At 43.0% G+C, this 13076-nt stretch carries 10 protein-coding genes; 8 read left to right on the top strand and 2 right to left on the bottom strand.

Annotated elements, in window-relative coordinates:
- Nucleotides 1-672 precede the first annotated feature (672 nt).
- From KS242_RS13710 to KS242_RS13690, 5 genes are all read left to right on the top strand, one after another.
- On the top strand, nucleotides 673-1683 hold the full coding sequence (locus tag KS242_RS13710) for a CobW family GTP-binding protein (RefSeq protein ID WP_217321844.1): 1011 nt from the start codon (nucleotides 673-675) through the stop codon (nucleotides 1681-1683).
- A 58-nt stretch (nucleotides 1684-1741) separates the two neighbouring features.
- Nucleotides 1742-2944, top strand: a complete 1203-nt coding sequence (locus KS242_RS13705) for a GTP-binding protein (RefSeq protein WP_217321843.1) — start codon at nucleotides 1742-1744, stop codon at nucleotides 2942-2944.
- Between the two features lie 16 nt (nucleotides 2945-2960).
- A complete protein-coding gene (gene rpsN / locus KS242_RS13700) occupies nucleotides 2961-3230 on the top strand; it encodes a 30S ribosomal protein S14 (protein ID WP_217321842.1) in 270 nt (89 codons plus the stop codon).
- A gap of 3 nt (nucleotides 3231-3233) precedes the next feature.
- The gene (locus tag KS242_RS13695; protein ID WP_217321841.1) at nucleotides 3234-4409 is read left to right on the top strand and encodes a GTP-binding protein; all 1176 of its coding nucleotides are present in this window, start codon (nucleotides 3234-3236) and stop codon (nucleotides 4407-4409) included.
- Nucleotides 4410-4504: 95 nt separating this feature from the next.
- On the top strand, nucleotides 4505-5401 hold the full coding sequence (locus tag KS242_RS13690; protein ID WP_371747638.1) for a quinate/shikimate dehydrogenase: 897 nt from the start codon (nucleotides 4505-4507) through the stop codon (nucleotides 5399-5401).
- A 369-nt stretch (nucleotides 5402-5770) separates the two neighbouring features.
- Here the strand turns inward: KS242_RS13690 and KS242_RS13685 are convergent, their stop codons facing one another.
- Nucleotides 5771-7777: a methyl-accepting chemotaxis protein gene (locus tag KS242_RS13685; RefSeq protein WP_217321840.1), complete on the bottom strand. Its 2007-nt coding sequence runs from the start codon at nucleotides 7775-7777 to the stop codon at nucleotides 5771-5773.
- Between the two features lie 229 nt (nucleotides 7778-8006).
- Between KS242_RS13685 and KS242_RS13680 the strand changes: the two genes are divergently transcribed.
- Nucleotides 8007-9227, top strand: coding sequence for a PucR family transcriptional regulator (locus KS242_RS13680; protein WP_217321839.1), 1221 nt, complete (start codon nucleotides 8007-8009; stop codon nucleotides 9225-9227).
- A gap of 365 nt (nucleotides 9228-9592) precedes the next feature.
- Here the strand turns inward: KS242_RS13680 and KS242_RS13675 are convergent, their stop codons facing one another.
- Nucleotides 9593-10438 (bottom strand): MurR/RpiR family transcriptional regulator, encoded by an 846-nt coding sequence (locus KS242_RS13675; protein WP_217321838.1) that lies wholly within the window; start codon nucleotides 10436-10438, stop codon nucleotides 9593-9595.
- A gap of 134 nt (nucleotides 10439-10572) precedes the next feature.
- Here KS242_RS13675 and gnd point away from each other — a divergent pair, with 134 nt between their 5' ends.
- Together gnd and gntK are read left to right on the top strand one after the other, a co-directional pair.
- Complete coding sequence (gene gnd / locus KS242_RS13670) at nucleotides 10573-11469, top strand: phosphogluconate dehydrogenase (NAD(+)-dependent, decarboxylating) (protein WP_217321837.1); 897 nt, start codon at nucleotides 10573-10575, stop codon at nucleotides 11467-11469.
- A gap of 35 nt (nucleotides 11470-11504) precedes the next feature.
- The gene (gene gntK, locus KS242_RS13665; RefSeq protein WP_217324166.1) at nucleotides 11505-13031 is read left to right on the top strand and encodes a gluconokinase; all 1527 of its coding nucleotides are present in this window, start codon (nucleotides 11505-11507) and stop codon (nucleotides 13029-13031) included.
- Nucleotides 13032-13076: the final 45 nt, after the last annotated feature.

The following is a 13076-nucleotide window of genomic DNA, read 5'->3' as shown; positions in this document are numbered from 1 at the left end:
GTGGGTGAATTTCCCCACATAGGGATTCATCGCTTATACCGCAGTTTCTGGTTTTCGGAGCTAGACATCAAAGAAAAGCGAAAGAAGCCGGTTAGGAACGTAAGGATAAGCGAAAAAGCCCGGAGTAAGGTGAATTTCCTTACGCAGGGATTTAGCGCTTATCCTATAGTTCCTGGCTTCTGTAGCTGGACAATAAGAAAAGCGGAAAAGACCGCTCCGTTTTTGGTTTTCGGAGCTATAAAGAACATCACCAAATCAAACCTGTCCAAAAACGAGGAAAGCGTGCCCAATAGGCACGCTTTTTTCGAGGATATAAAAAAAGAAGGAAGATAGAGGAGAAGGAATTAACCGTCTAGCTCTTCTTCGTTCTCTGGATCATTACTCAATCTTGTGAGCCAATCTCTGAATTCGGCATCGTCTTTGCAATGGATTACTTTCGGTGTTTCGTCTAATTTGCTTTTCATTTCTATTCTCTCCTTTTCGTGGTGTCACCCTTGATTATACCCGGGGTAGGATATATTGAAACCAATTTTACAGACTCTTCATCAATCTAACAAACACTTTGTAAACTTATCTTACATACAATTTTTTTGACTGTGACTTTACAAACCAGGAGTGCTTGTTGTATGATGTAAATCGTAACCGTTACGAATTATAAATGTGAGGTGTAACATGACGGACGAGCAAAAGAAAATACCAGTCAGCATTATTACTGGGTTTCTTGGTTCTGGAAAGACGACGTTAGTAAATCGAATTTTGCGTGATGTGCGCAGCAGCAATACAGCAGTCATTATCAATGAGTTCGGTGCGACCGGCATTGATGGTAAATTTGTCGAAGAAACAAAAGAAGAGATTATTGAAATCAACAACGGCTGTATTTGCTGTAATGTGCGTGGTGACTTGATTAGAATACTCAAAGATTTGCTTGTACGTGCACATAAAGAAGGAACACAGCTGCAAAGGGTAGTAATAGAAACAACCGGATTAGCCAATCCAGCTCCTGTGATACAAACATTTCTTATGGATGATGTGATGCGCTATTGGTTTGAGATTGATTGTGTGAGTACGGTAGTAGATAGCTTGCATATAGACGGGCAGCTTTCCGAACATGAAATTGCTCGGGAACAAATTGCATTTGCCGATCAAATTATTTTGAATAAGCAAGATCTTATTTCACAAGACAAACGCAATGCATTGATTGTGCGAATGCAGCAAATGAACCCAGAAGCTGAGATATTTAACGTCCAAGATAGTGAGGTACCGTTAGATAAACTGCTGCATGTGTACAGTTTTTCACTCGATCATACGCTTCGTATTCGTCCTGATTTTCTCGAGCAGCACCACCATCATCATCATGACGATATCCAGGCAATCGTATTAAGAGACGATCGTCCACTGGATGCCAAACGTTTGGATATGTGGTTTTCGTATTTGGTACAGGTAAAGGGTGAAAGTCTTTTCCGGTATAAAGGGATTCTTCATGTGGCAGGAGAGAAGCGCCGGGTTTTGTTCCAAGGTGTACATATGCTTTTTGCCAGCACTATAGATCGGGAGTGGAAGCAAGGAGAAATGAAGCAAAACGAGCTTGTTTTTATCGGCAAGGATTTGAATGAGGAAGAATTGCGGACAGGATTTGCGTTTTGTCTTGGTGAGGTGGACAAGTTTCAATCTAAAGGTGCTTGAACAGGTAAAAAAATTTAGCTGATTTTAAATCGTAATTATTACATATTGAGGTGAAGATATGAAAAAGAAAATCCCCGTGACTGTGCTGAGCGGCTATTTAGGTGCTGGCAAAACCACATTGCTGAATCATGTGCTGCATAACCGTGATGGATTAAAAGTAGCGGTGATTGTAAACGACATGAGTGAAATCAATATTGATGCTGGTTTAGTGGAGAATGAAGGCACGTTGTCACGTGTTGATGAGCAGCTAGTCGAGATGTCAAATGGCTGCATCTGCTGTACGTTACGTGATGATTTACTCGTTGAGGTAGAAAAGCTGGCGAAAGACGGCAAGTTCGACTATATCTTGATTGAATCTAGCGGGATAAGTGAGCCGGTACCAGTTGCGCAGACATTTTCGTATATTGATGAACAGTCGAACATCAACCTGTCCGATTTTACGACACTGGATACGATGGTAACAGTAGTGGATGCCAATCGTTTTTGGCATGATTTTGGTTCTGGTGAGAGCCTGCTGGATCGGCAGCAGGAGGTTGCAGAAAACGATGAACGAGAAATTGCTGATTTGCTGCTCGATCAAATCGAATTTTGTAATGTATTAATTTTAAACAAATGCGATTTAGTAGAAGCAGAACAACTTAAACAATTGAAACATGTTCTGCGTCTATTACAGCCAGAAGCAAAGATTATGGAAACAACCCACGGGCAAATCGACCCGAAAGAGATTTTGTTTACAGCATCCTTTGATTTTGACAAAGTCAGTGCTTCCGCTGGTTGGCTGAAAGAGCTAGAAAATGGGCCAGAGCAGCATACGCCAGAAACCGAAGAATATGGGATTGGATCATTTACTTACATCCGTCAACATCCGTTCCACTCCCAGCGTTTTATGCACTTTGTCGAGACAATGCCGGAGAACATCGTCCGGTCGAAAGGCATTACATGGTGTGCGACTCGCAATCAATTTGCTTTGCTGCTCTCTCAGGCAGGACCAGCAGCAAATATAGAGCCGGTTTCTTACTGGGTGGCGACGCTGGATAAAGACCGGCAAGCATTTTTACGTCGGGAAAATCCTTCGTTGGATAAAGTCTGGCATCCAACATATGGCGACCGCATGACACAGCTTGTTTTCATCGGAACCGATTTGGACCAGCAAGCGATCACAGAAGAATTAGACCGTTGTTTACTGACTGAAACCGAACTTGCCAGTGATTGGTCACAGCTGCAAGACCCATTTCAATGGAACATCCAAACCGCAAACTAATTTAGGAGGAATAACAATGGCTAAAAAATCAAAAGTGGCAAAAGAGAAGCAGCGACAAGAATTGGTAGCAAAATACGCCGAGCTGCGCAGAGAGTTAAAAGCAAAGGGAGATTATGAAGCATTGCGAAAGCTTCCTCGTGATTCCTCTCCAACCAGATTAAAAAGTCGCTGTGAAATATCCGGACGTCCGCGCGGCTACATGCGTAAATTTGGGATGAGTCGAATTAAATTTCGTGAGTATGCACATAAAGGGCAAATTCCGGGCGTGAAGAAGGCGAGCTGGTAACACATGAAACAGAACATACCTGTAACCGTGCTGAGCGGTTATTTAGGGGCAGGTAAGACGACCCTGTTAAATCATTTGCTTTCTAATAAGCAAAACGTAAAAATAGGTGTGCTCGTCAATGATATGAGTGAAATCAATATTGATGCACAGCTCGTAGAACAAGGTGGGCTGAAGCGTACAGATGAAAAACTGATTCAGCTGGAAAACGGCTGCATCTGCTGTACCTTGAGAGAGGATTTAATTGTCGAGATTGATAAACTGGCAGATTTGGATATTGATTATATTATTGTTGAGTCTACGGGAATTTCTGAACCTATTCCTGTCGCGCAAAGCTTTACGCTGCAAGAGGATATGCTAGGCATTGATTTGTCTGCCAAAACCCGTCTGGATACGATGGTAACAGTTGTGGACGCGGGCAGTTTCTGGCATGACTATCAATCAGGAGAAACATTACTAGATCGACAGCAAGAAGCAGTCGAAGAAGACGAGCGGGAGATTTCCGACTTGCTGCTTGATCAGATTGAATTTGCCGATGTCATTTTGCTAAATAAGATTGATCAGCTAGAACAGAAGAAAGTTAACGAGCTGTACAGCTTGCTTCACACATTGAATCCAGACGCAGCCATCCACCAAACAACATACGGCAAAATTAGCCCTGAACTGGTGCTTAATACCAACACTTTCTCCTTTGAAAAAGCAAGTCAGTCTGCCGGCTGGATTAAGGAACTGAACAATGAACATATTCCGGAGACAGAAGAGTATGGTATTGCATCTTTTGTTTATCGAAGCAGACGTCCGTTTCACCCAGAACGCTGGATGAAATGGCTGGAGCAATGGCCAGCAGAAGTGGTGCGATCAAAAGGCTTTTTCTGGCTGGCATCACGCCCGGACATGAGCGGTTTACTATCACAAGCTGGCCAGTCACTGACGTTGGAAGCTGCCGGTCCCTGGGTGGTGACGTACGCGGAAGAAGAACAAAAACAGCTGCGTGCAGAGGATCCCGATTTGGATAGCAGGTGGCATCCTGACTATGGAGACAGAATGACGGAGATTGTGTTTATCGGCATGAAGATGAATGAAGAGAAAATGACCCACGAGCTAGATTTGTGTTTAGTAACAGATGAGGAAATGAAGCAAGATTTCACAGCATTAGAAGATCCGCTGCCTGCTTTTGTTTAGCAGTTTTTGTTTACAAGGTCATGAGCGGAACCTCCGTATAATAGGGTATAAGTAATGACTTGCTATTATCTGAGACTGGAGGTTTCAAAGTGACCATAAAAGATAAAAACCTTGCCCAAATTGACGGCAAGACGACGTTAATAGGATTGCTTGCGTCCCCGATTGGGCATAGTATAACACCTGCCATGCATAATTTAGGCTACACCATCAGTGGTCTGAATTATGCGTATTTGGCTTTTGATGTTGGAACGGAAGGTTTGCAAGCTTCTGTAAAAGGTATGAAAGCGTTAGGTGCAGCAGGCTTTAATGTATCCATGCCGAATAAAATAGCAATCATGCAGTATTTGGACGAGCTGGATGATTCGGCAAGACTGGCTCGTGCCAGCAATACAGTTGTTCATCAAGATGGAAAATTGATTGGCTATAATACGGATGGCCTTGGATATGTGATGAATTTAAAAGAACAGTGTGTACCGCTGGAAGGGATAAAGGTAACACTTGTAGGATCCGGCGGTGTGGCAGCTCCAATCGCCATTCAATTAGTACAAGCAGGAATTAAAGAACTAAGTGTATTTGCCAGACAAGATAATCTTTTTGCAAATGCAAAAGAGAATGTGGCGTTTATCAATAGGGAGATGAAAGCGTACGGTGTAACGGCTAATGTATTTCCATTTGAAGATAAAAACGCACTTCGAAACGAAATCTCGGAAAGTACGCTGCTCACAAATGCAACAAGCCTAGGGATGAAGCCACACGATAACTTTAGTATCTTGGATGGCATGCTAGATGTACTGCGTGACGACTTGACGGTAAGTGATGTCGTTTACAACCCGATAAGAACCAAATTGCTCGCACAAGCAGAAGCAGCTGGAGCTAAAGCTATCAACGGCTTAGGCATGGTTCTTTGGCAAGGCGCATTAGCGTATAAGTTATTTACAGGAGAAGACATGCCGGTGGAACAAATTCGGAAGATAATGTTCGGAGACAAATGATAAAAAACAAGGTTAATTCATCCTGAAAGCGAACGATTCATACATGCCTACTGTTTTACTGCATTCCTCCGACGGCCGCTGCCTCTTCAACTCTTGCTGTTACCGTTGGACAGGTATAGCAATTGAAGTAAGAGACCGACAAGAAAATCGCTTCTTATTTTCGAGGAGTCTACGTATTTTACCTCCCCGAGTGAAGGTATCACATAACAAAAAACAGCGTAGGAAATACACGGAGACTCACCAGCCGCCCGCAGGAAAGCGGAGTGTATTTCCGAAGCGATGCTCTCATCTTCGTTTCCAATGCAAATGCAAAAAATCCAAACAATGCTGCTATAATTGCAGTATTGTTTGGATTTTTATAGATCTCTTTTATGACAATTTAAACTGCTGCAGCTGCTCTTGCAGCGTATTAGAATCTGCTTCTAACTTCTCTGCCAGTTCTTTCAATTGTTCCATAGAGTGACTTTGATCCGCTACAGAAGCCGTTATTTCTTCTGTGCCGGCTGCCGTTTCCTGGCTGATTGCTGCAATTTCACCCGTATTGGTAGCAAGCGTTGCTTCTCGCTCCATCATGGATTTCATTTCTTCCTTCGTTTGAGCAGTCAGCTCCATATTGTGGGTGATTGCCTCTTGGATCTGAATAAAGATTTCTTTTGTACTATTAACAGCCGTTTCTTGTCCTCTTACTACATCACCTGTTTTAGAGGCAAATGCTGCTGTCTCGGCTGTTTCTGATTGAATCTCTTGTACGATGCTTGCAATATCTCGCAATGCTGTTTCCGTTTGTTCAGCTAGTTTGCGAACTTCATCTGCTACAACAGCGAAGCCTTTGCCGCTTTCGCCAGCACGCGCTGCTTCAATTGCTGCATTAAGAGCGAGCAAGTTCGTTTGTCCAGCGATGTCGGTAATAGTATTCACAATACCGCCAATATTGCTGGATTTTTGCTGCAGACTTTTGACTGCTGCTTCGATCTTACCAGTAGCTTCAATTGCATCCTTCGATTGCTCAATCAAGTCTTGCATCTGTGATCCGCCTACTTTAGCGGATTCTGTCATGACAAGCGCTTCTTCATACACTTGCTGATTGTGTGCATCTACTAGTTTGATATTCTGAGATAGAGCCTCTGTTGCAACAGCATTGCGTTCCATAATTTCTGCTAAGCTTTGTGTTCCAGCAGAAATCTCTTCCATTGTTGCTGCTACTTCACTAGACGTTGCGGCGTTTTCTTCGGCATTAGCAGACAAAGCTTGGGATGCAGATTGAACATTTGCAGAAATCTCCGTGTTATGGTGCATCATGTCGTGTATGTTGCCTATCATTGTGTTAAAGCTGTTTGATAGATCGCCAATCTCATCATTTGATTTTGTTTCCATTCGAACAGTCAGGTCACCATCTTCTACATGCTTCATTTTATCTCGAAGTACTTGAATTGGTCGTACGACAGAGTTAACAACGAAGAAGGTAACAAGAATTGCTATAGCAAGAACGACGAGTACAGTGATTAAAAGAGGCAGGATGATCCCGCTCGCTAAGTCGCTGAATTCTTTTGTCGGAACAATTGCTGCAATTGTCCAACCAGTACGGTCATTCGTTGTGAAGGCTAATGCGCGATCTTCGCCTTCGAATTCATAATGGACAATTCCAGAGCGACCTGAAGCCATCATTTTTTCCCAGAACTCATTTTCCGTCGCATCTGTTCCTAGATACTCTTCATTCGGATGAGATAGGAAGTGACCTGATGAATCAAAAGCAACAGCATAGCCTGTCTCTGCTACTTGCACTTGCTCGGTAAGCTCTTTTAATGAAGAAAGTCTAAATTCAACAATCAGCATTCCTTTTAACTCGTTGTTATTGTCAAAGATAGGCTGTACTGCATCGACAACTTGTTCGCCGGTGGTTGTTGATACATATGGGTCAGTGTAGCCGGGGTTTTCTTGTAACTCTAAACCAAGTTTATACCATGGCCGTGTTGTTGGGTCGAAATCCTCCGGAAGAGTAGCTTCTGGATAAGATAGCATTTCACCTTCCATTGGCTGATAGAAAATGGATTCGATATTGTCATTATCTTTTGCATAACTTTCGAATGTTGCACCCAATCGGTCCATATTGTTATTTCGTAGTGATTGCATCTTACTAATGCTGTCCAGACTATTTTCTATATTCTCAAGGAATAAGTCATAAATACTGTTTAGCTGTACAACCGTTTGATCTTTCATTTGTTCTGTTTGAGATTCCAACATCGTCGTGCGGCTGAATTGGTAACCGAAGTAGGCGGTTACGAGTCCTGATAAAATAAACATCGCAACAATCGGGTAAATGATTTTGCGTAAAATTTTTCGGGTAAAGAAATTACCTCTCTTTTTTGTTTCTTCCATATCTATACTTTATTCCTCTCTGTGCTGTATTACTGGCTACACATTATTATCGGTAGGAAGAAGGGATTATGTAGTACATTTTAGCTATAAATTTTATAAAACAAGAAGATAACGCTTTCTAATTAAATTTAGTAATAATATTTATATATCACATGGAAAAATTGGAAGAGACTAGGCAAAATGTATGGAGTCCGTTATGATAGAAGAAAATGCTTAGGGGAAATGAGTTATGGAGTTATTCGATCGTGTTTTATCCATCAACGATTTGGATGCTGTCATCGATTTACTAAGCTTTGAGCTGGAAAGACCAGTGATCGTTGAGAGTGCTGATTATACGCTGCTAGCGTACAATTCGCACTATGTACATCATTTTGATGATGCAAATCAGCAGACAATATTCACAAAGAAGTGGACACTGCCTATTTATGAAAGATTTATTGAAGCGGGGATCGTTAACAAGCTGAAAACTTACGAACGTCCTTTCACTGTTTTAGCGATGCCGGAGATTGGGTTAAATACTAGGATTGTGGTAAGCGCAAAGCATGAAGAACGTGTCATGGGTTATGTCTGGATTCAGGAGATGGAGCAGCCGTTGTCTGCATCAGATGTTAATTTTCTTTACGAGATTTCTTTCCATATCGGTCGGCTCATCTATGACATCCAAAAATCGAAGCTGAAGCAGGAGGAAAAGAAGGATCAATTTTATCGAAATATTTTCAATAATTTGTATAAGCGCTCTTCTGATTTAGAATGGGGGGCAAAGGAGTTTGGTGTCGTCCTGCCAGATTATTTTGCTGTTGCGGCTGTTGAACTGCCGCAATGGGATGAGAAGCTGCTGTATGATTTGCAGCAAGTCGCACAAACATCGCTTCAGCTAGAGGATAAATTACATCATGTGCTGATTAAGGATGATACATTACTAATCGTTCATGGCGGTAAGCAAGCTGATGCACCAATCGAAACATTAGCCAGAGAAGTCATTCAAAGGATTCGCGATTATGCGAAGGACAAAGGAGCTTGTATTCTTAGCGGTGTCGGCAGTGTTTACCAAGATTCAATTGATATGTTAACGAGCGCCGCACAAGCTAGAGAAGTAATTCAAGCGATAAAACTCACGCATCGGCCAGTACCGTTGTATTATAAGGATTTGCATGTTTGCCGTTATCTGCAAGCCATTGCCGATAAAAACAAGGAACTTGGCTATGAAAGCGAAGATTTAAAAAAGATACGAAGACTTGATCCGAATGATAAAAAAGAATTGTTCAAGACGCTGGAACTATACTTGCTGCATAACTGTAAAATCAAGCCAACTGCGGCAGCGCTCTTTGTTCATCCAAACACAGTCAACTACCGAATCAATCAAATCAATGAAGCGCTTCAGCTGGATATGACAGACGTGATGCAGAAATTTCAACTGCTGCTGGATTTGATGACCAGAGGGAAGGATTGATTTAGAACTGTTTTAAAAGGGCATAATATGAATCTTGTTTTATCTATAAAAAATCCAAACACTACTGCAGTTAATAGCAGAAGAGTTTGGATTTTTTGCATCATGAAAACTTGAACTCCTATTTCCGTTGTACGGCTTACTTTTCATAATAGACTTCAAAAGTGCTAGCAGAAAGAAGCAATGATGAGAGGTACTAGAATGCCAATGTTTTCTCGTTGCAACATCATCCCTCCTGAAGAACGGAAGCGCTTGCTCTTTTATAGATGCTGTTTTACTGAAAGTCATTTGATAGAGATAACGTTCCATGCGTACTATTAGCAGATACTCCCGCACTTTTTCATGTGACCTGTCCTGTTTCCGAAGGGTCACATTTTTGTTGCAGCGATTGCATTCCGAACTTTTTCTACGGATGCTTGGGCTTTGTCTTTTTGGCGCATAATAACTGCGACATACAAAGCATCAATAATACTTAGCTGTGCAATGCGGGAAGCAAGTGCTTCCGATCGGTAAGCTGTTTCTTCGGAGCTTGTATGTAATGCAACGTCTACTTGCTGGCCGATAGGCGATTTTGGAAAGCCGGTAATGGCGATTGTTTTGGCTCCGGATTTCTTCACTGTTTGAAGCAGTTGATAAGCGTCTTTGCTGGCACCTGAATGAGAAAAGATAAAAGCGACATCTTCAGCAGACAGCTGGGAAGCAGACATCAGCTGCAAATGACCATCAGGAAAGGCGAAAGCAGGTACGCCTGAGCGGACAAATTTATGGTACGCATCCATTGCGACCGTATTGGACCCGCCAAAGCCATAAAACTCTACTCTATTGGCATGAAGTAGCAGTTCGGCTGCCTGTTCAAGCTCCTTTTCACCGAGTACTTGCAACGTGTTTTCCAACGTTCGTATATTGGATTGAAAAATTTTTTCAGCTACCATTCTTGCGTCATCACTGTCTGTAATATCTTCATGCAGCATGTCATTCGGTGCCATAATTTCAGGCGCTAATGCAATTTTTAATGCTTGATAGCCCTTGTAACCGATGCGCTTACAAAAACGGGATACTGTAGCATCTGCTACATCTAAGTGGTCGGCTACTTGGCTAATTGTCTGGTGTACGATTGTTTCGGGCTGTTTGAGTATGAAATCGGCTATCTTTTTTTCTTTATCACTTAGTCTCGGGTAGTGAGAGCGAATGCCCGCTAAACCTTGCTGTGCCAAGAAAATCAGCTCGCTTTCGTCTTAATTGTTAGGAGTAGTATAGCATTAATTTACTGTAATCGCTTGCAATATGAAAATTATTTTCTTATTATGGTATCATAAATTGAAAATTATTTTGAAGGAGCATATATATCATGCATATTGGATTAATCGGTCTTGGAAAAATGGGATTCAATCTTGGTTTGAACTTGCTAGACAATAATTTTGAGATTGTTGCTTTTGATGTAAATGAAGAAGCGCGCACAAAATTTGCTGAGACAAAGGGAGAAGCAGCTGCTTCTTTGAAAGAATTAGCGGATAAGCTGCCAAGCCCGAAGATAATCTGGTCAATGGTTCCTGCTGGAGAAATCACGGAAAAAGTGCTGGAAGAGCTAAAGGGGTATCTATCGGAAGGAGATATTCTGATGGACGGCGGAAACTCCAACTACAAAGAATCGGTAGAACGTGCAAAAGCTTTTGCTGAACATGGTATTCATTTCTTTGATGTAGGGACAAGCGGCGGAACAGATGGAGCGCGTCATGGCGTGTGCACGATGATTGGCGGAGACGCAGAAGTGTTCAAAACAATTGAACCAATCTTCCAAGCAATCAGTGTGGAAAATGGCTATCATTACGCTGGCAAAAGCGGAAGCGGCCACTTTTTGAAAATGGTCCACAACGGCGTGGAATACGGCATGATGCAGTCGATTGCAGAAGGCTTTGAAGTACTAGAAAAAAGTGATTTTGACTTTGATTATGAGCATGTTGCGAAAGTGTGGAACAACGGTTCAGTTATTCGCTCTTGGCTGATGGAACTCGTTGAATCCGCATTTAGCAAAGATCCGAATCTTGATGCCATTCGCGGTGTGATGCATTCTTCTGGTGAAGGTAAATGGACAGTCGAAACAGCACTTGAGCTGCAAGCAGCAACACCTGTAATCGCGATGTCACTTATGATGCGCTATCGCTCATTAGATGAAGATACGTTCTCTGGAAAAGTAGTCGCAGCATTGCGAAATGAATTCGGCGGTCACGCAGTGGTGAAACGCTAACAAAAGGGGAGGGGAAGAAGTTGCAAGCTTCCTATATGATCGGCGTAGATATGGGGACGACGAGTACGAAGGCCGTCCTGTTCACAACAACTGGTGAAGTAATTGCAAAGGAAGGTATCGAATATCCGTTGCATTCGCCAACAGCGGAAACAGCTGAGCAAGATCCGGAAGTAATATACCAAGCTGTCATTTCCACCATTCAAGATACAATCCGTATTAGCGGCGTGGACCCGGCAGCGATACGCTGCATTTCCTTTAGTTCTGCCATGCATAGCGTGATTGCTGTCGATGCCAACCATAAACCGCTCACAGCATGTATCACCTGGGCTGATAACCGAGCAACAAAATGGACGGAGCAAATCAAGGAAGAAACAGACAGTCATCGTATTTATGAGCGTACTGGCACACCGATTCACCCAATGGCGCCACTGTCGAAGCTGCGCTGGCTAAAAGAAGAGCACCCAGTGGTTTTCGAACAAACAGCTAAATTCATTTCCATAAAAGAATATGTGTTCTTCAAGCTATTCGGCAGCTATAAAGTCGATTATTCAATTGCTTCTGCAACAGGCATGTTCAACTTGGAGAAGCTCGCTTGGGATGAGGAAGCGCTAGCAGTTGCTGGTGTTACCGCCAATCAGCTATCCGAACCGGTATCAACGACGTATCAATTCGTCGGTCTGACAGAACAGATGGCAGAAGAACTCGGCGTGCTGCGGCAAACGCCGTTCATCGTCGGGGCAAGTGACGGTGTTTTGTCCAATCTTGGGGTAGGTGCAGTAGAAGAAGGCGTTGTAGCCGTCACCATCGGAACAAGCGGAGCTATTCGAGCCGTTACAGACAAGCCTACAACAGATCCAAAGGGCCGTATCTTTTGTTATGCGCTGACAGAGAATCATTGGGTCGTTGGCGGTCCGGTCAATAATGGCGGTGTTGTACTTCGTTGGGTACGTGATGAGCTAGGTGCAGCCGAAACGGAAACGGCGGCACGGCTCGGTATTGATCCGTATGAAGTGCTCACCCAGATTGCATCACTCGTAAAACCAGGATCAGATGGCTTGTTATTCCACCCTTATTTAGCCGGAGAGCGCGCCCCGCTTTGGGATGCGAATGCCCGCGGTTCCTTCTTTGGACTGGGACTGCATCATAAGAAAGAGCATATGATCCGTGCAGTTCTGGAAGGTGTTTTATTCAATCTTTACTCAGTACTGTTAGCGTTGACCGAATTGACAGGCAGTCCGAAAAAGATTCAAGCAACTGGCGGTTTCGCGCGTTCTAGCATGTGGAGACAAATGATGGCCGATATCTTTAACCAAGATGTGCATATTCCGGAAAGCTATGAAAGCTCTTGTCTCGGAGCGGCAGTACTTGGTTTGTACAGCCTCGGTGATATCGATTCATTTGCTGTTGTCAATGACATGATTGGACACACACACCACCATACGCCAAATCCAGAATGTGTAGATGTTTATCAAGAGCTGATGAGCATTTATATTCAGTTGTCTCGGACTTTCGAAACAGAATATGCACGAATTGCTGATTTCCAGCGGAGAATGCTGCAATAATGCGGCTTTCTCTGCTTTAAGGCATGAAAGCGCTTATACAACAGA

This window comes from Terribacillus sp. DMT04 (assembly GCF_019056395.1).
In the GTDB taxonomy this organism is placed as follows: Bacteria; Bacillota; Bacilli; order Bacillales; family Amphibacillaceae; genus Terribacillus; species Terribacillus aidingensis_A.
Note: the sequence above shows the minus strand (reverse complement) of the source record. Positions and strands in the feature narration are given on the sequence as shown.

Excerpts from the sequence above, each read along its gene's own strand:
- KS242_RS13710 (WP_217321844.1), top strand. The coding sequence starts at position 673 with ATGACGGACGAGCAAAAGAAAATACCAGTCAGCATTATTACTGGGTTT.
- KS242_RS13705 (WP_217321843.1), top strand. The coding sequence starts at position 1,742 with ATGAAAAAGAAAATCCCCGTGACTGTGCTGAGCGGCTATTTAGGTGCT.
- rpsN (WP_217321842.1), top strand. The coding sequence starts at position 2,961 with ATGGCTAAAAAATCAAAAGTGGCAAAAGAGAAGCAGCGACAAGAATTG.
- KS242_RS13695 (WP_217321841.1), top strand. The coding sequence starts at position 3,234 with ATGAAACAGAACATACCTGTAACCGTGCTGAGCGGTTATTTAGGGGCA.
- KS242_RS13685 (WP_217321840.1), bottom strand. The coding sequence starts at position 7,777 with ATGGAAGAAACAAAAAAGAGAGGTAATTTCTTTACCCGAAAAATTTTA.
- KS242_RS13680 (WP_217321839.1), top strand. The coding sequence starts at position 8,007 with ATGGAGTTATTCGATCGTGTTTTATCCATCAACGATTTGGATGCTGTC.
- gnd (WP_217321837.1), top strand. The coding sequence starts at position 10,573 with ATGCATATTGGATTAATCGGTCTTGGAAAAATGGGATTCAATCTTGGT.
- gntK (WP_217324166.1), top strand. The coding sequence starts at position 11,505 with ATGATCGGCGTAGATATGGGGACGACGAGTACGAAGGCCGTCCTGTTC.